Origin of the sequence: Vibrio sp. Sgm 5 (genome assembly GCF_026241575.1) — a bacterium.
In the GTDB taxonomy this organism is placed as follows: Bacteria; Pseudomonadota; Gammaproteobacteria; order Enterobacterales; family Vibrionaceae; genus Vibrio; species Vibrio jasicida.
The window spans coordinates 1-17,642 of the sequence record NZ_JAPHPY010000053.1 but is presented as its reverse complement, the minus strand read 5'-3'; the positions used below and the strand labels follow the sequence as shown (position 1 = coordinate 17,642).

At 46.8% G+C, this 17,642-nt stretch carries 15 protein-coding genes; 9 read left to right on the top strand and 6 right to left on the bottom strand.

Annotated features, from left to right (window positions below; genetic code table 11):
• Positions 1 to 639: 639 nt before the first annotated feature.
• The 4 genes from ggt to rarD form a co-directional block, all read right to left on the bottom strand.
• Positions 640 to 2,406, bottom strand: coding sequence for a gamma-glutamyltransferase (ggt, locus tag OQJ86_RS21920; RefSeq protein WP_265990854.1), 1,767 nt, complete (start codon positions 2,404 to 2,406; stop codon positions 640 to 642).
• Positions 2,407 to 2,517: 111 nt separating this feature from the next.
• Positions 2,518 to 3,177: a LysE family translocator gene (locus OQJ86_RS21915; RefSeq protein WP_005440026.1), complete on the bottom strand. Its 660-nt coding sequence runs from the start codon at positions 3,175 to 3,177 to the stop codon at positions 2,518 to 2,520.
• Positions 3,178 to 3,268: 91 nt separating this feature from the next.
• Entirely contained in the window at positions 3,269 to 4,066 is a 798-nt protein-coding gene (locus OQJ86_RS21910; protein ID WP_265990851.1) for an AraC family transcriptional regulator, read from the bottom strand.
• A 72-nt stretch (positions 4,067 to 4,138) separates the two neighbouring features.
• Complete coding sequence (rarD, locus tag OQJ86_RS21905) at positions 4,139 to 5,053, bottom strand: EamA family transporter RarD (protein ID WP_265990849.1); 915 nt, start codon at positions 5,051 to 5,053, stop codon at positions 4,139 to 4,141.
• A gap of 176 nt (positions 5,054 to 5,229) precedes the next feature.
• Between rarD and recQ the strand changes: the two genes are divergently transcribed.
• From recQ to OQJ86_RS21890, 3 genes are all read left to right on the top strand, one after another.
• Positions 5,230 to 7,065, top strand: coding sequence for an ATP-dependent DNA helicase RecQ (gene recQ, locus OQJ86_RS21900; protein WP_265990847.1), 1,836 nt, complete (start codon positions 5,230 to 5,232; stop codon positions 7,063 to 7,065).
• 9 nt (positions 7,066 to 7,074) lie between these two features.
• A complete protein-coding gene (locus OQJ86_RS21895; RefSeq protein ID WP_038868585.1) occupies positions 7,075 to 7,380 on the top strand; it encodes a DUF3630 family protein in 306 nt (101 codons plus the stop codon).
• A 240-nt stretch (positions 7,381 to 7,620) separates the two neighbouring features.
• The gene (locus tag OQJ86_RS21890; protein WP_038877449.1) at positions 7,621 to 8,295 is read left to right on the top strand and encodes a 7-cyano-7-deazaguanine/7-aminomethyl-7-deazaguanine transporter; all 675 of its coding nucleotides are present in this window, start codon (positions 7,621 to 7,623) and stop codon (positions 8,293 to 8,295) included.
• A 215-nt stretch (positions 8,296 to 8,510) separates the two neighbouring features.
• Here OQJ86_RS21890 and gppA read toward each other — a convergent pair whose 3' ends face one another.
• Together gppA and rhlB are read right to left on the bottom strand one after the other, a co-directional pair.
• Entirely contained in the window at positions 8,511 to 10,004 is a 1,494-nt protein-coding gene (gppA, locus tag OQJ86_RS21885; protein WP_038868583.1) for a guanosine-5'-triphosphate,3'-diphosphate diphosphatase, read from the bottom strand.
• Positions 10,005 to 10,023: 19 nt separating this feature from the next.
• On the bottom strand, positions 10,024 to 11,337 hold the full coding sequence (gene rhlB, locus OQJ86_RS21880) for an ATP-dependent RNA helicase RhlB (RefSeq protein WP_038877451.1): 1,314 nt from the start codon (positions 11,335 to 11,337) through the stop codon (positions 10,024 to 10,026).
• Between the two features lie 111 nt (positions 11,338 to 11,448).
• On the opposite strand from rhlB, the gene trxA reads away from it, so the two are divergent.
• The 6 genes from trxA to fre all read left to right on the top strand — a co-directional run bounded on the left by trxA (position 11,449) and on the right by fre (position 17,314).
• Positions 11,449 to 11,775 (top strand): thioredoxin TrxA, encoded by a 327-nt coding sequence (gene trxA, locus OQJ86_RS21875; RefSeq protein ID WP_004745500.1) that lies wholly within the window; start codon positions 11,449 to 11,451, stop codon positions 11,773 to 11,775.
• A gap of 196 nt (positions 11,776 to 11,971) precedes the next feature.
• A complete protein-coding gene (gene rho, locus OQJ86_RS21870) occupies positions 11,972 to 13,231 on the top strand; it encodes a transcription termination factor Rho (protein ID WP_038868581.1) in 1,260 nt (419 codons plus the stop codon).
• 106 nt (positions 13,232 to 13,337) lie between these two features.
• Positions 13,338 to 14,330: a hypothetical protein gene (locus OQJ86_RS21865; RefSeq protein ID WP_038868580.1), complete on the top strand. Its 993-nt coding sequence runs from the start codon at positions 13,338 to 13,340 to the stop codon at positions 14,328 to 14,330.
• Between the two features lie 136 nt (positions 14,331 to 14,466).
• Positions 14,467 to 16,320, top strand: coding sequence for a 4-hydroxy-3-polyprenylbenzoate decarboxylase (gene ubiD, locus OQJ86_RS21860; protein WP_265990836.1), 1,854 nt, complete (start codon positions 14,467 to 14,469; stop codon positions 16,318 to 16,320).
• On the top strand, positions 16,317 to 16,586 hold the full coding sequence (locus tag OQJ86_RS21855; RefSeq protein ID WP_009696789.1) for a 2Fe-2S iron-sulfur cluster-binding protein: 270 nt from the start codon (positions 16,317 to 16,319) through the stop codon (positions 16,584 to 16,586). Before ubiD ends, OQJ86_RS21855 begins: the two co-directional genes overlap by 4 nt.
• A gap of 14 nt (positions 16,587 to 16,600) precedes the next feature.
• The gene (fre, locus tag OQJ86_RS21850; protein WP_038868577.1) at positions 16,601 to 17,314 is read left to right on the top strand and encodes an NAD(P)H-flavin reductase; all 714 of its coding nucleotides are present in this window, start codon (positions 16,601 to 16,603) and stop codon (positions 17,312 to 17,314) included.
• Positions 17,315 to 17,642: the final 328 nt, after the last annotated feature.

The following is a 17,642-nucleotide window of genomic DNA, read 5'->3' as shown; positions in this document are numbered from 1 at the left end:
TCTGCTGAGAAAAATTTTAGGCAAAGAAAAACCCCGAGGGCTTTCGCCCATCGGGGTTATAGTCTTACTCGCAGCAATCCGGCTACTAAGTGTGCTCCATGCATCTAATCCATGATAGTGTGCTGAATCCGTCAGCTTAATCCTTACGTCGCCATCCTAGCGGTGTCCTTGACCTTATCCTGGTCTGCTAACCATCCTCGTTAGCTCTCATCACTTGTTCCCTGAGCGGTGTCCCTGACATCATCCTGATGTTCAAATCCTTGCCTCGTCCAGAGGTGTCCATTTCCCGTCCTTAGTAGTAACCATCCTAGTCACTATTGATTCCGTTCAATGTCCAATTTTGCAATCCATGCCCGACTATTCATCCTGAATAACCGTTTCTTCTTCCTGAAGTTCACCAAGTCCGTGGTGTTTCCTGTTCCGTGTCAGCATCCTTCCGACAGGTTTAATATTACGTGTTTAGCGATTCCCAACAACGGGCTAATCTCACATTTTTTCACTCTCTTAGCGTTCAAAAAAGATACATAACCATTGAATTCAGTAGCTTACGCTCTTAGTTGTACGGTTTTACCATTAAAAAAGAGAGGTTTGCTCAACCCTTTGTGAGAGATCTCGCACAAGGGGTCGAGCGAAAGACTCTTACTGCCCGATAGCGGCACCTTCACGCCTTGGATCGGCTGCGCCCTCAAGACCGCCTTTTGTTATACGTATCGCATGCAGTCCAGAGTTCAAATCACGAACATCAGTTTTAAAACCCATCTTCTCCAACTCAGGCTGTAAGCCTTCTGCAGCAGTACCTTGCTCAATATCTAAGGTGCCAAAACGGTTCAGTAATCGTGGCTGATTGATCGCGCTTTGGATGTCCATATCCCATTGCGTGTGGGCGATAATGGCTTGTGCGACGTAACCAATGATGCGGCTGCCGCCCGGTGAGCCAATTGCCATGTAAGGTTTATCGTCCTTCATCATAATGGTTGGCGCCATGGATGAACGTGGGCGTTTGCCTGGTTCTAAGCGATTCGCGATTGGCACACCATCTTGATGCGTGCGGAAAGAGAAATCGGTAAGTTCGTTATTGAGCAAGAAGCCGCGCACCATCAAGCGCGAGCCAAAGGCGTTCTCAATGGTCGTTGTCATTGAAACCACATTGCCTTGCTTGTCGACGATATTGAAATGGCTGGTGGAAGGCAGCTCGATCGATTGGTCCATGCTTAGGTTCATCGCGTGTGACCACGGTGGATTGCCGGCTTCAACCTTACGCAAGGCTTTACCGACTTGAATCAACTCAGCACGCTGTTTGAGATAATCTTTATCAAGCAAGCCTTCGGTTGGCATTGGCACATAATCTTGGTCAGCCATGTATTTACCGCGATCCGCAAACGCAAGGCGAGACGCGTCGGCGATCACTTGCCATGATTTCGCGCTTTCGGCTCCCCAACCTTTAAGATCGTAGTGCTCGGTGATCGCAAGAATCTGTCCAACCGTCAGTGCGCCAGAGCTAGGTGGTCCCATGCCGCAGATGTCATAGCTTTGGTAAGCCGCACAAACCGGTTCACGTTGTTTGATTTGGAACGCATCAAAGTCAGGTTGTGCCAATACGCCAGGATTGCCCGGTGCATTCTGTACTGTCTTGATGATGTCTGTGGCGATATCGCCTTGATAGAAAGCTTCTGCCCCTTGCTCTGCAATTGCCGTCAGAGTTTGCGCGTATTCAGGGTTCTTCAACAACGTGCCTTCGGCTTTTGGTGAGCCATCTGGATTAAAGAAGTAAGCCTTAGTCACAGGGAAGCGTGATAGGCGCTTGGCATCTTTCTCAATCAGACTTGCGAGGCGAGGACTCACTTCGAAACCTTGCTCAGCCAAGGTAATCACAGGTTGGATGATCTTTTTCCATTCCAACTTGCCGTATTTCTGGTGCGTGTCCCACAGTAGTTTCACCGTGCCAGGAGTGGCAACGGAACGCCCACCTACAACCGCATCGTAAAATTGTAGAGGTTGTCCTTTGTCATCTAGGAAGAGTTTCGGCGTCGCGGCGAGCGGTGCGGTTTCGCGTCCATCATACGTAGTCAGTTTTTGTTTCTCACTGTCCCAATACACTAAGAAGGCGCCACCACCAATGCCTGAAGATTGCGGTTCTACCAAGCCCAGCATCAGTTGTACGGCAACCATGGCATCAATAGCATTACCACCTTGTGCAAGAACATTCGCCCCGGCTTGGGTGGCAAGTGGGTTGGCTGCTGTGACCATATAATCTTTGGCTTTGACCAATTGCTTTTGCTCGAAGCCAGTACTGTGCTCCGGTGCAACCGCATCTGCTGCTTGGTTAGCAAAGGCTGAGGTAGATAAAACGAGTGGGGAAGTAAGAAAAAGACCCGTGGTCACGAGTCGGTTGAACGTCCAATGCATGATGACTCTCCATGTTGCCAGTTTTGTGTTTTCAGCTTGGCAGTCATGAAGAGCCACGTCGAGTCAGCAATCTTAGAAATGTCGATTGTGCTACGCTTTTAAATCAGTACTTTATCCGATAAAAGTGCTGATGGTTTGGTATAAAATACTGCCACCCACTAGAGTAAATACCACGCCACACAGACCGTCGATGTAGATGCCTGCTTGTTGCAATTTACGCTGTAAGCGCTGTGTCGACAGCATCCATGCAAGGCTAGAGAACCAAAATAGCGACAAGCCAAACAAGATGACCAAAGCAATACCTTTGCCAGTGATGGACATACCTGCAGGGACTAAGCTCGACATCAAGCTGATAAAGAACACCAAGGCTTTCGGGTTAAGAATGTTGGTTGCAAATCCTTTAGCAAATGCCTGACGCTTATTACTGATCACTAGGTTGTTTTGCTTCTTAGGTTGATCCGCCAGTGGATTTTTGATCATCGAGATCACTGCGCGCAATGCACCAATACCTAAATAGAGCAGGTAACTACCGCCGAGCAGTTGCACCACGGAGTACAACACAGGGTGCTGGTGGACGATATAACTCACGCCTGTCAGGCTGAACAAAGAGTGCAGCAAAATACCGACGGACAATCCCAACGCAATGTACAAGCCTGTTTGACGACCATGACGCGTCGCGTTTTGCACGACCAGCGCAAAGTCCGGACCTGGACTCATTAGGGCAATAAAGTGAATGCTGGCGAGCGTCAGCAATATGGTGGATTCATTCATAACACATCTCAAATATAACCAATGCGGCTATTGTCGTGGTAAGTCACCTGTGGCGCTTGTAAAAAACTGACAGCTTTCTCGGTAAATGGAATTAACGAGTCACTTGAGAAGGGGAAACACCGTAGGTCTGCTTAAACGCTTTGCTGAAATGCGCTTGATCGTAGAAACCGATCTGATGGGCGACGTCGGTACCACATTGACCTGATTGCAGTAACTTCATGCCTTGCTCAAGGCGCAGGCGTGCGAACCATGCATAAGGCGTCATGCCAGTTTGCGCTTTAAAGTGGCGCTGGAACTGAGTTGGGCTCAGTTGGCACAGCTCTGAAAGTGAATCCAAACGCACTGCTTGGTCAAGGTTTGCCATTAGATAATCTTTTAACGTTCCAAGTGATTGATTTCCTAACGGCACCACTTTTTGTCGCTCAAGCGATCCGTAGCGATCAAAAAGTTGGTTAAACCCTTCAAAAGGAAGGCAATCTTTGGTGAGTTGGCTGAGGTTTTCACGACGAAGTAGCCCGTGTAAGTTACTAAGTTGTGAAAATATCTGTGGATCCGAGATGATCAGCTCGTTGAAGTGTATTATTTGACCGTTTTTCTTAAGATCAGCCAGATCGCTCAATAGGTGAGGTTCGATCGCAAATACATTCACTTCATAGCCACTTTCGAGCTTAGATTGCCCGTCGTGCAGCTCATCTGGCGGCATAATCACAATTTGCCCGTGACCAACTTGGTGGCTGTTACCTTGGTATTGGAACTTCTGCGCGCCATGCGTGATCAGACCGAGATGAAAATCCAGATGGTAATGCCTTTGAAAAGCAAATTTCTGGTATTTCGCCTCTATCAGACTCAAGTTGTCATGGTCGGTTGCGTAGTACTGAATAAGTTCCATTAAATAAAAAAAGCTTGGTCACATTATGACCAAGCTTATCCATCAATTTCTTAAATGTCTTGTAAAAAACGATCACTGTGCCTGCATGGCTTTGCGTGACTTACGGTTGTTACGCAGACCATCAAAGCTAAATACCACCAAGGCCCCCCAAATAAAGGCGAAGGTGATGGCTTTATCACTGGTGAACGGTTCGCCGTAAATCAGTACCGCCAACAAGAACATCAAGCTCGGTCCAATGTACTGAAAAAAGCCTAAAGTTGAGAGTTTTAGGCGCGTAGCTGCACCGGTAAAGCACAATAGCGGCAGGGTAGTGATGACACCTGCGGCAATCAATAAGGTATTCAGCTGCCATGGGTTCTCAAACATGTTTGAGGTTGGGGTGCTGGCAATAAAAAAGAGATAGATACTTGCCGCAGGCAACATGACGAGAGTTTCAATGAATAACCCGGTTTGTGCTTCAACACTGACTTTTTTACGTAGCAAGCCGTAAAAACCAAAGCTCATTGCGAGTGCGATAGCAACCACAGGGACAGAGCCAAACACGATTAATTGCACTAATACGCCACAAGCCGCCAGCACGACTGCGAACCATTGCAGCTTACGTAACCTCTCTCCCAGAAACACCATCCCGAGTAAGACGTTGATCAGTGGGTTAATGTAATAACCCAAGCTGGCATCGAGCATGTGATTCGAGTTCACTGCCCAAATGAAGATCAACCAGTTTGCACCGACCAAAATGGCAGTAGAAACCAGAAACATCATCTTGGTTTTGTTTTTAATGATGTCGCGAACCGAGCGCCAATGGCGACCAAAATGGAGGAGTGCGGCTAGCAAAAAGAAAGACCAAATCACTCGGTGGCTTAAGATCTCTAGTGGCGAGACTTCAGCAATCGATTTGAAGTAAATGGGTGCGATGCCCCACATGGTGTACGCGCCAATAGCAAGCAAGACGCCTTGCCGTGAGCGTTGTTGTTCTTCTGGTGTCATGGGATGTCACCTAATTGAGTTTTTATAGAGCAGAAAATCAGTATACGAGTCGTGAGCTGAATCACCTAACAATTTGCGGTTTTATTCACCATGAAACCCCATTACAATGTGCCCTCACTTTGCGTGCTAGTGGCATGCATAAGCACCTCTTTTTAAGACCCAATCTGAGATTTTTCATGACCTCTACCTTGTTAGCCGAACAATCAGACTCGCCTGTAACGCCTCAACGTGTGTTGGAGGATGTGTTTGGTTACCAAGAGTTCCGTGATGGTCAGCAGTTGGTGATTGACGCCGCGGTAGAAGGTCGCGACAGCTTAGTTATCCTGCCTACTGGTGGCGGTAAGTCGCTGTGTTATCAAATTCCTGCTTTGGTTCGCTCTGGCATTACTTTGGTGATCTCTCCGCTTATCTCGCTGATGAAGGACCAAGTGGACCAACTTAAAGCCAACGGTGTAGCGGCTGAGTGTATTAACTCGACCATGCCTCGTGAAGAGCTGCTCAGCGTGTATAACCGCATGCACACTGGGCATCTTAAGTTGGTGTACGTCTCGCCAGAACGCGTATTGATGCGTGATTTCATTGAGCGCTTGGAAAACTTGCCGCTATCGATGATTGCCGTCGATGAAGCGCACTGTATTTCCCAGTGGGGACACGACTTCCGTCCAGAGTACGCCGCGCTTGGTCAACTTAAGCAGCAATTTTCCCATGTGCCATTTATGGCGCTGACGGCGACCGCAGATGACGCTACGCGCCGAGATATTCTTGAGCGTCTGCAACTGAATAATCCAGAGGTTTACCTAGGCAGCTTCGACCGCCCTAACATCCGCTACAACTTAGTTGAGAAGCACAAGCCGGTTTCGCAAATCGTTCGTTATCTTGAAACTCAAAAGGGTAACTGCGGCATCATCTATTGTGGTAGCCGTAAGAAAGTTGAGATGGTGACTGAGAAGTTGTGCAACAACCACATTCGTGCTGCTGGTTATCACGCAGGTATGGACGCTGATGAGCGTGCTTACGTTCAAGAAGCTTTCCAACGTGATGACATCCAAATTGTAGTGGCGACCGTCGCATTCGGTATGGGTATCAACAAACCAAACGTGCGCTTTGTGGTTCACTTTGATATCCCGCGCAATATTGAGTCCTACTATCAGGAAACGGGTCGTGCAGGGCGTGATGGTCTGCCTGCGGAAGCGATGATGTTGTATGACCCAGCGGACATCAGTTGGCTGCGTCGTATGTTGGATGAGAAAGACGCTGGTCCACAGAAGCAGGTGGAAACCCACAAACTGAATGCGATGAGTGCCTTTGCTGAGGCGCAAACCTGTCGTCGTCAGGTGTTACTGAATTACTTTGGTGAGTATCGTGAGAAGCCATGTGGCAACTGCGATATTTGCTTAGATCCACCGAAGCACTTTGATGCTACGGAAGAAGCGCGTAAGGCGTTGTCTTGTGTGTACCGAGTGAATCAGAGCTTTGGTATGGGCTACGTAGTGGAAGTACTGCGTGGCATGCAAAATATTCGTGTACGTGAAAACGGGCACGATAAGATTTCTACCTACGCGATAGGTCGCGATCACAGCCACGATTACTGGGTGAGTATCTTCCGTCAGTTAATCCACAAAGGGCTGCTGTTCCAAAACATCACGCGCAACTCAACACTGCAATTAACGGAAGAAGCGCGTCCGCTGTTGCGTGGCGATGTGACTCTAGAGTTAGCGGTCCCACGTTTAGACACCGCAGCACGTGCGGCGAAGTCAGATAAACTCACCAGCAAGAACTACGATAAGAAGCTGTTTGCCAAATTACGTAAGTTGCGTAAATCGATCGCGGACGAAGATGGTTTACCACCATACGTTGTCTTCAGTGACGCGACCTTGATTGATATGGCGGAAATTCTGCCAACCTCTTACGGCGAAATGCTGGCAGTCAGCGGTGTTGGTCAGCGTAAGTTAGAGAAGTACGCCGATCCGTTCCTTGATTTGATTCAAGAACACATTACTCACCACGGATAAGGAATCAAAATGCAAAAGGAATTTGGCTTAGCGGACTACATGGCACGAGAGGGGCGCTTAATCATAACCGCACCAAGTTTTGACCTCGATAGTTTTCCTGCTTTAGGTGAGCGTTTACTTGGACTGCTTTCCGCTACTGTGGTCGAAAAGCAATGGGATGCGGACATTCATTCTTGGCTGATCGACTTTGAAGGTTGTCGATTGTTTATGAAAGCAGAGCATTACAGTGAAGCGATTTGGTTTGAAGCCTTAGCGATTGAAGAGAGCAGGGAAGAGTTGGATTACCTAGCGGGATTGTTCCAACGCGGCTTCTAAAAAATAGAACTTTCACGAAAGGGTGTTTCACATGAAACGCCCTTTTTTGTGCTCAAACGTTTGCGTAATACAGACCGCTTGCGAGTCAAATTGGTTAATGTATAATCGCCCACCGCTTCGCTCAGAATGAGCTTAGCCAGTTTATTTTTTCATTTTACATTGTTGGTAAGAGTGCTTTTCTTTATTGAAAGGGCTCGATTTGGGTTCCCTCACCCCCAAACCAAACTAAAAAGGTATCGCATGAGTAACTTTACCCCTGCGCAGCAGCGCAACGCCCTTATCTATCTGGTTCTATTCCACCTAGTCATTATTGCATCTAGCAATTACCTAGTTCAGCTACCGTTTACTATCTTTGGCTTCCATACCACTTGGGGCGCATTTACCTTCCCATTTATCTTTTTGGCTACCGACCTTACAGTTCGTATTTTCGGTGCAAAAATGGCGCGTAAGATCATTTTCTTAGTGATGCTACCTGCATTGGCTGTTTCTTACTTCCTATCGGTGGTGTTCTTTGAAGGCCAATTCCAAGGCCTTGCTCACCTAGGGGAGTTCAACCTGTTCGTTGCTCGAATTGCGATTGCTAGCTTCATGGCTTACTTGCTTGGTCAAATCATGGATGTGCACGTGTTCAACCGTCTACGCCAGATGAAACAGTGGTGGGTGGCACCAACGTGTTCAACGCTTTTTGGTAATGCACTTGATACCATTGCTTTCTTTGCCATTGCATTCTACCAAAGTCCAGATCCATTTATGGCGGAGCATTGGACAGAAATCGCGCTGGTGGATTACGGATTCAAACTGATTATCAGTCTTGGTTTGTTCGTTCCTATGTACGGTGTACTACTGAATTACCTAATTAAGAAGCTGACTGCGGTGAACCCTGACTTTAAGGTGACGACAAGCGTTCAGTCTTAATATCAGTGGGAACCCCGAAAGCCGCTTGCTTAAATCAAGCGGCTTTTTTGTAGCTGCTTACTGGGATTTAGAGGGTTTTGTACAGCGTGGGGAGCAATTAGATCATGGGTGTCCAAAAGCTCCATGAGCTGTGCGCAGGTAAAACTCGACAAAGCTTAACAATAAAAAAGGCCCTAATAAGGACCTTTCTTTAAACACTCATTGAGTGATGGTGATTAACTTGTGACGACGCTAAGCGGCCAGCCAATATCAGTCTGACGGTTGGATTCAATTTCCAACTCAGCGGCTGTTAACGGGTTTGCATCAAGCCAGTTAGCATCAATGTTCAGTGTTAACTTGTCGCCTTCTGCATTTAGCGTGACTTTTGGTTCCAGCGCAGGGTTGCGGCGATGGCTCAATAGTACGGCAAGGCGTAATAAACGAAGTAATCGCTTACCACTAGTTCCAGACAGCGCGTGCTGCTCTGGTAAAGAGGTGAGCTGCTCACGGTAACGTCGAACGATTTCACCGATAACAAACTTCTGAGCGCGCGTATAACCAGGTAAGTCCAAATGTTGTAGGAGGTAAGCGCTGTGCTCACCGCCTTTCTTGAAATCGATAGTTAGCCCGATTTCGTGCAACTTGGCCGTTGTTTCTAGCAGTACTTTACCTTGTGGTTCTGCTACCCATTCGTCACCACCGACTTGTTCAAGCAATCTGCTCGCAAGGTTTGCTACTTGTTCACCATATTGGCAATCCAATTGGTAACGACTCTGTACGCTGCAAATAGTACGTGCACGAATGTCATTTTGACGAAGTTCGTCGACCATCTCATACACTAAGCCTTCACGCAGTGCGCCGCCAGCCAATGTCATCGCATCAATTTCTAGTAATTCGAAAATGGCGATAAGAATAGATAAACCACTTGGGAAGACTAACGCGCGTTCTAGGGTAAGTCCCTCGATATCGAGTTCTTCTAAGTGATCGGCAAGCATGGCTTGTTTTTGCAGACGCTTGAGTTTGGCATGAGTAATGACTTCGTCCATACCTTGCGCAAGCATGATCTCTTGCAGAGCCTGAACTGTGCCAGAAGCGCCAACACAGACATCCCAACCTAGCTCTGTATACTGCTCCAGAATCGGTTTGAGTGTTTGTTTTGCGCCTTCTATAGCGGCTTCAAAGTTACGTGCATTGAGCTGGCGGTCTTTGAAGAAGTTTTCCAACCAAGTGACACAGCCCATTTTTAAACTGGTGAGTGCTTTGGCTTCAAAACCTTCGCCGATGATCAGTTCGGTACTTGCGCCACCAATGTCAACCACCAAACGGCGGCCACTGCCGCCAGAAGTGTGAGCAACACCTTTATATATAGTGGCGGCTTCTTCTTCACCGGTAATCACTTCGATAGGCAGACCTAAAATTTGGTTCGCCTTCTCTAGAAAAACATCCACATTAGTCGCGGTACGCAATGTCGCGGTACCGACGATGCGGATGTTCTGTTTAGGAATGTCCTGCAAGCGTTCTGCAAATAGACTTAAGCAGTCCCATCCTCGCTGCATAGCTTCCGTACTAAGAGAATTATGTTCATCTAAGCCCGCTGCTAGACGAACTTTGCGCTTAATTTTAGCCATGGTTTGAACGCTGCCATCGATGTGACGCACAACGAGCATGTGAAAACTGTTCGACCCGAGGTCGATGGCGGCGTATAGCGGTGATGATCCTGCTTGACTCATAAACGACTTCAGTTTCCTATTATGATTGTTTTGGCGCTGATTGACGCGGCTGACGAGGACGGCGTCCTTGCGGCTTACGATTACCAGAGCGAGTACCACCTGTATTGGTGCGGCGTTGCTGAGTACGAGGTGCACGCATACGAAGTGGAGCTGGCAATTCCTGAATCAATGCCGATGCATCGTAATCAGAAACTGGGATTGCATGCTCAATGTATTCTTCGATAGGTGGCAAGTTGATTGCGTAATCTTCACAAGCAAAGCTGATTGAGTGACCACTTGCACCTGCACGACCAGTACGACCGATACGGTGAACGTAATCTTCACAATCATCAGGTAAGTCGAAGTTAAATACGTGTGTTACTTGAGGAATATGTAGACCACGTGCCGCAACGTCGGTTGCTACGAGTAGGTCAACTTCACCGCGAGTGAATTGTTCAAGAATCTTTTCACGTTTCTTCTGTGGAACGTCGCCAGTCAATAGACCAACACGGTGTCCGTCTGCCGCTAGGTGACCCCAGATTGACTCACACTTGTGTTTGGTGTTTGCAAAAACGATCGCACGATCTGGCCATTCTTCTTCAATCAAAGTTTGAAGTAGTGCCATCTTATCTTCGTTAGAAGGGTAGAAAAGTTCTTCTTGGATGCGGTGACCTGTTTTTTGTTCAGGCTCAACCACAACATGCTCAGGGTTATGCATGTGCTCGAAGGCAAGTTCTTGTACACGGTAAGAAAGCGTTGCTGAGAAAAGCATGTTCAAACGCTCTTTTGGCTCAGGCATACGACGGAACAAGAAGCGAATGTCTTTAATAAAGCCAAGATCGAACATGCGGTCTGCTTCATCCAGAACAACCGCTTGAATGTTGTTTAGGTTGAAGACGCGTTGCTTGTAGAAATCGATGATACGGCCTGTGGTGCCGATCAGGATATCGACGCCGTCTTGAAGCTTATTTAGTTGCTTATCGTAGCTTTCGCCACCGTAAGCCAGTGCTGCTTTAAGACCAGTACTTGCGATCAAAGGCTCAGCATCGTTGTAGATCTGAATCGCTAGCTCACGTGTTGGTGCCATGATAATTGCACGCGGTTGTGTCGGCTTGCGGCCTTCATGTTCTGGTGTCGTCAGAAGGTGGTTGAAAGTTGCAGTAAGAAACGCGAGGGTCTTACCAGTGCCCGTTTGGGCCTGGCCTGCAATGTCTTGGCCGGTGAGCAGTACCGGCAACGCCAAGGCTTGGATAGGGGTACAAAACTCGAACCCTTTTTTTTCCAATCCTTCAATAACTTGGGGCTTTAAATCCAAATCGGCGAACTTTTGCTCTGTGATATGCGTCTTTTTCATAGCTATAGAATATCAGCTAAAGCTTGCAATACGAAAGTAAATACATTCCAATAGGGCATCTATTTACTGGTTATCATCCAACCAGTTTCGAAAAACACATTGGAGTGGAAGATGAGTGATAAGATTTTGCAGCTTACTGATGACGGTTTTGAAAACGACGTAATCAACGCTGCAGGCCCGGTTCTAGTGGATTTCTGGGCAGAATGGTGTGGTCCTTGTAAAATGATTGCTCCAATTCTGGACGAGATCGCTGACGAGTACGAAGGCAAGCTCACTATCGGTAAACTAAACATTGACCATAACGCGGGTACACCACCTAAGTTTGGTATTCGCGGCATTCCAACGCTACTGTTATTTAAAGACGGTAACGTAGCGGCAACGAAAGTTGGTGCTTTGTCTAAGACTCAGTTAAAAGAGTTCTTGGACGCAAACCTATAATCACCAAGTGATTACAGACAAAACCGTGCAATGTAACAATGCGCGGTTTTGTTTTTCTAACTCTGGACTAGAATATTAATTAGTGCTAACTTATCGCGCGTTAATTGAACAAATTTCTCTTCTTGGTCGATCCTGAGACCAAATCCATCTTAACTAGAAAACAGATCTTATTTTGACTAAACAAGCATCCACCACCATGAATCTTACTGAACTGAAGAACAGACCAGTATCTGACCTTGTAAAGCTTGGCGAAAGCCTAGGTCTTGAGAACCTAGCTCGTCTAAGAAAACAAGACATCATCTTCGCTATTCTTAAAGCGCACGCGAAAGGCGGCGAAGACATCTTTGGCGATGGGGTTCTGGAGATTCTGCAAGACGGCTTTGGTTTCCTACGTAGCGCAGACAGCTCATACCTTGCTGGCCCTGATGATATCTACGTTTCGCCAAGTCAGATTCGTCGTTTTAACCTACGTACTGGTGACTCAATTGCTGGTAAGATTCGTCCACCAAAAGACGGTGAGCGTTACTTTGCCCTTCTGAAAGTCAACACCGTAAACGACGACAAACCAGATAACGCTCGTAACAAGATCCTATTCGAGAACTTAACGCCTCTACACGCGAATGAGCGTATGGTTATGGAGCGCGGTAATGGTTCTACAGAAGATATCACAGCACGTGTTTTAGATTTGGCATCACCAATCGGTAAAGGCCAACGTGGTTTGATTGTTGCTCCGCCGAAAGCGGGTAAAACAATGCTTCTGCAAAACATTGCTCAAAGCATCGCATACAACCACCCTGAGTGTGAGTTGATGGTACTTCTAATCGACGAACGTCCGGAAGAAGTGACAGAGATGCAGCGTCTAGTTAAAGGTGAAGTAGTAGCGTCAACATTCGATGAGCCAGCTTCTCGCCACGTACAAGTAGCAGAAATGGTAATCGAGAAAGCAAAACGTCTTGTTGAACACAAGAAAGACGTGGTTATCTTGCTTGACTCTATTACTCGTCTAGCTCGTGCATACAACACCGTAGTGCCTTCATCAGGTAAAGTACTAACTGGTGGTGTGGATGCAAACGCACTACACCGTCCTAAGCGTTTCTTCGGTGCAGCTCGTAACGTAGAAGAAGGCGGCAGCTTAACTATCATCGCAACAGCGCTAGTCGATACTGGCTCTAAAATGGATGAAGTTATCTACGAAGAGTTTAAGGGTACAGGTAACATGGAACTGCACTTGAACCGTAAGATTGCTGAAAAGCGTGTATTCCCTGCGATTGATTTCAACCGCAGTGGTACGCGTCGTGAAGAGCTACTAACGAAGACAGACGAACTACAGAAGATGTGGATTCTACGTAAGATTGTTCACCCAATGGGTGAAACTGACGCGATGGAGTTCCTAATCGATAAGCTAGCGATGACGAAGACCAACGACGAGTTCTTCGATGCAATGCGTCGTCAATAGTCTCAGATAAGTAATTCTGCGAAGGGCCACCGTATATCGGTGGCTTTTTTATTGCTTTCTCCCGATAGAAGCAGCAGAATGAAGAAAATGTTATCGGGAGGTTAACATGCAACAAGGAATGTTGTCGTCATTACTCCTGAGCTTGTCACTTATCACATTACCCGCAACGTTATCTGCGAAGGAAATGCAGGAAACCGTGGTAGAGCAGTGGCTTCAGGATACCCACATACAGACCAAAGTATCTGAATTGCTCGATTATGCAGTCAGAGACGAGGTCGACTCGCTTAAATTCGCTCTCGACCGACTTGCTTTCCCTCAACAAGAAGTCGTCCGTTTTCTTTTGCTCGAAAAGCTTGAGCAACAAGAAATCATCCTTACGCCAAGAATGGCCATTTTTGTCGAATCCCAAATCAGTATTACGCCAACCTATCAAGTGCTTGAGCGTGGTGATGGTTATGAGTTCAGCATACCCGCATTTAACTTTCCTGCGGTGGCAAGCCGTTTGATCAAACGCTGGAAGCAAGACCAAAGCACGTTGGAGTTTGTATTGGAAGCAGAGCGCCAAGAACTCAACCTTAAAGATTGGCTTACCGGTACATCGCAGCAAATACAAGCTCGAGAGGCATTGTTGATCCGCGAATTAGACAGCTTATCTCCAGATGCACTTGAGGCAATCACTAAACAGTTAACTCATGCAAACGTTACTAGCTGGTTACCTTCTACAGCCGTTGTCGTACGTTTAGCACAAGTGAGTCAAAATGAGGCGATGTATGATCTGCTGTGGCGAATGCGTGCTGATTACAACAGCCAAACTGAGCTTACAAGGTTAGCGGAAGTTGGTGATGCATTCTCTTTGCAGCAATTGATGAGCTCTACTGTTAATCCAACTTTAAAACCCTATGCAATTGAGCTTCTGACGAGATCCAATCCTCTTACTTCCGACGTAAAACAGTTTCTGATCGCTAAAATGGCGCTTTCTGAGGAAGCTACTTTAGTGGCCAGAGAGCTAGCGAAACAAGGGCATCAATCTTGGCTGGAAGAGTTAGTGTCAAACAATCGCCAAGTCAAAGCTCGGCAGATTGAAAAGTTCTTGGAATAACTGTTCCTGAATTAAGCGTTCTTCAAGGCTCGATTCTTGTCGCTGCGTAGCTCACATACCCACACAAAATAGGAGGATCTTAGCGTCCTCCTATTTGTTATACTGCGAATAATTTAATCAGCCAGCATGAAGGCCTATGAGTTTTAAGGATTTACGCGAATTTATCGACCACCTAGAACAGAAAGGTCGACTTAAACGCATCACTCACCCCGTCGATCCCGCTTACGAAATGACAGAAATAAGTGACCGCACCTTGCGTGCTGGTGGCCCGGCACTGTTGTTTGAGAATCCAATTGGCTACGACGTACCTGTTTTGACTAACCTATTTGGTACGCCAGAACGTGTCGCAATTGGCATGGGGCGCGAAGACGTTAAAGAATTAAGAGAAGTCGGTAAGCTGCTGGCTTATTTAAAAGAACCTGAGCCACCAAAAGGCTTTAAAGACGCCTTAGAAAAACTGCCAGTGTTCAAGCAAGTGTTGAACATGCCAGCCAAGCGTCTACGTAAAGCGCCGTGCCAAGACATTGTATGGCAAGGTGATGAAGTCGATTTGGATAAAATCCCAGTGATGAGCTGCTGGGCAGAAGACGTTGCGCCACTGCTTACGTGGGGTTTAACTGTGACTAAAGGTCCGAATAAGAAACGTCAGAACCTAGGTATTTATCGCCAACAGAAAATTGCCAAGAACAAAATTATCATGCGTTGGTTAGCTCACCGTGGTGGTGCGCTTGACCTGCGCGATTGGATGGAAACCAATCCAGGTAAACGTTTCCCAGTTTCGGTCGCGTTTGGTGCAGACCCAGCAACCATTCTTGGCGCAGTAACACCCGTACCAGATACGCTATCGGAATATGCATTTGCTGGTTTACTGCGCGGCAGCAAAACTGAAGTCGTGAAGTCAATCAGTAATGATTTGGAAGTGCCAGCGAGTGCGGAAATCGTTATGGAAGGTTATATCGACCCGAATGAGTTTGCCGATGAAGGCCCTTACGGTGACCACACCGGCTACTATAACGAAAAAGAAAAGCACCACGTATTTACCATTACGCACATTACTATGCGTAAGGACCCAATTTATCACAGTACCTACACCGGTCGTCCGCCAGATGAACCGGCTGTATTGGGTGTGGCATTAAACGAAGTGTTTGTGCCTATTTTGCAAAAGCAGTTCCCAGAGATTGAAGACTTCTATCTACCGCCGGAAGGGTGTTCGTACCGAATGGCAGTCGTCACCATGAAGAAGCAGTACCCAGGACATGCCAAGCGCGTAATGATGGGCGTGTGGTCTTTCTTACGTCAATTCATGTATACCAAGTTTGTTATTGTGTGCGATGAATCGGTAAACGCACGAGATTGGAATGATGTCGTGAAAGCCATGTCAGAGCATATGGATCCTGTGCGTGATACCTTGATGATAGATAACACGCCAATCGACTCGCTCGACTTTGCTTCACCAGTGGTTGGTCTTGGATCCAAGATGGGTTTAGATGCAACCATTAAGTGGGATGCCGAGCTGGCGACGCGAACCAAGGTCACTGAACGAGACAGTAAAGCGATTACCGAAGCAGAACTGAATGAGTTGAAACAGCAACGTCCTGAGATTGTTGATATCTACCTACCAGCCACAGCAAACAACCAATTTGCTGTTGTAACAATGAAGAAAGACCAAGCTGGTCAATCTCAAGCATTGATGGAATACCTGTGGGACTTCTTTGCTCGGTACACGGATAACAAATTCATTATTTTGTGCGACGATGACGTCAATGCACAAGATTGGAATGACATCATTTGGGCTGTGACAACTCGAATGGATCCAGACAGAGATACCACTCAAGTTCGTGGTAAGGCGGGTAGCTCATCTAAACTTGGGCTCGATGCGACCAATAAGTTTGAATCTGAAGCCACACGCGAATGGGGTACGCCTATCAAAAAAGATCCTAAACTTGTGGCTAAAGTCGATGAGATTTGGGACCAGTTAGGTATTCTATGAGTCATCAAGTCCACCTTCTACCAATGGACGTTACGTTCCAAGTAAAAGAAGGGGAGACAGTGTTGGAAGCTGCGCTCAACAACAATATTCGCTTCCCACACCGTTGCCAAGTTGGCGCTTGCGCCATGTGCATGTGTAAAAAGCTAACGGGCGAGGTGAGTTATCACCTCGAACCGATGCTAACCGAAAAAGAGCAACAGCAAGGCTGGATATTCCCTTGCCAAGCCTATACAGAAAGTAATTTAGTGCTTACTTTTGACGAGTAAGCGAGAGGAACACCATGACCATCCAATGTAAAGTAAAGTCTATTGAGCCGTTAGCTTGTAATACTTACCAAATCCTTCTTCACCCAGAATCACCAGTGCCTTTTAAAGCAGGTCAGTATCTAATGGTAGTGATGGGTGAAAAAGACAAACGCCCTTTCTCTATTGCAAGTAGCCCTTGCCGTCATGAAGGCGAACTGGAGTTGCACATCGGTGCGGCAGAGCAAAATGCTTACGCATTAGAAGTCGTTGAAGCAATGCAGTCGGCATTAGAAACAGATGGTCATATCGAAATTGATGCACCACATGGTGATGCTTGGGTTCAAGAAGAAAGCGAGCGCCCGCTATTATTGATTGCTGGTGGCACTGGCTTTAGTTACGTGCGTTCGATTTTGGATCACTGTGTTGCACAGAACAAAACCAACCCTATCTATTTATACTGGGGTGCACGAGACAACTGCCAGCTTTATGCTAAAGAAGAACTGGCCGAGATTGCCGATAAGTTTGCTAACGTTCACTTTGTTCCAGTAGTAGAAGAAGCACCTGCCGATTGGCAAGGTAAAGTTGGTAACGTGCTACAAGCGGTGAGTGAAGATTTCGAAAGCTTAGAAAACTACGATATCTATATTGCTGGCCGCTTTGAAATGGCTGGGGCAGCGCGTGAACAGTTCACCCAGAACAAGAAAGCGAAGAGTGAACGTATGTTCGCAGACGCGTACGCATTCATTTAAATACAGCTTTTGGGGCAGAAAAAGAGGGTTTTTTACCCTCTTTTTTGCTTTTTTGATGAAATAGTCATCGAACAGTTAGTTTTTTCCATTTTTTTTCAAAAAAGGGTTGCGAACGGATCTGAGTTCCCTATAATGCGCATCCACCGACACGGCAGACGCGATAAGGCTTCAGCAGGGTCGGAGAGGTGAAAAGCTTCTGAGAAAATAAATTGAAAAAAGTGTTTGACACTCTCAATTATCTCGCTAGAATGCACCTCCGCTTTGAGAGAAAAACTTCTCGCAAAGCAAGCTCTTTAACAATATAGACCTATCAATCTGTGTGGGCACT

Coding starts and splice junctions, on each gene's coding strand:
- trxA (WP_004745500.1), top strand. CDS start 11,449: ATGAGTGATAAGATTTTGCAGCTTACTGATGACGGTTTTGAAAACGAC.
- rho (WP_038868581.1), top strand. CDS start 11,972: ATGAATCTTACTGAACTGAAGAACAGACCAGTATCTGACCTTGTAAAG.
- OQJ86_RS21865 (WP_038868580.1), top strand. CDS start 13,338: ATGCAACAAGGAATGTTGTCGTCATTACTCCTGAGCTTGTCACTTATC.
- OQJ86_RS21915 (WP_005440026.1), bottom strand. CDS start 3,177: ATGAATGAATCCACCATATTGCTGACGCTCGCCAGCATTCACTTTATT.
- OQJ86_RS21890 (WP_038877449.1), top strand. CDS start 7,621: ATGAGTAACTTTACCCCTGCGCAGCAGCGCAACGCCCTTATCTATCTG.
- ubiD (WP_265990836.1), top strand. CDS start 14,467: ATGAGTTTTAAGGATTTACGCGAATTTATCGACCACCTAGAACAGAAA.
- OQJ86_RS21855 (WP_009696789.1), top strand. CDS start 16,317: ATGAGTCATCAAGTCCACCTTCTACCAATGGACGTTACGTTCCAAGTA.
- OQJ86_RS21895 (WP_038868585.1), top strand. CDS start 7,075: ATGCAAAAGGAATTTGGCTTAGCGGACTACATGGCACGAGAGGGGCGC.
- gppA (WP_038868583.1), bottom strand. CDS start 10,004: ATGAGTCAAGCAGGATCATCACCGCTATACGCCGCCATCGACCTCGGG.
- ggt (WP_265990854.1), bottom strand. CDS start 2,406: ATGCATTGGACGTTCAACCGACTCGTGACCACGGGTCTTTTTCTTACT.
- rarD (WP_265990849.1), bottom strand. CDS start 5,053: ATGACACCAGAAGAACAACAACGCTCACGGCAAGGCGTCTTGCTTGCT.
- fre (WP_038868577.1), top strand. CDS start 16,601: ATGACCATCCAATGTAAAGTAAAGTCTATTGAGCCGTTAGCTTGTAAT.
- recQ (WP_265990847.1), top strand. CDS start 5,230: ATGACCTCTACCTTGTTAGCCGAACAATCAGACTCGCCTGTAACGCCT.
- OQJ86_RS21910 (WP_265990851.1), bottom strand. CDS start 4,066: ATGGAACTTATTCAGTACTACGCAACCGACCATGACAACTTGAGTCTG.
- rhlB (WP_038877451.1), bottom strand. CDS start 11,337: ATGAAAAAGACGCATATCACAGAGCAAAAGTTCGCCGATTTGGATTTA.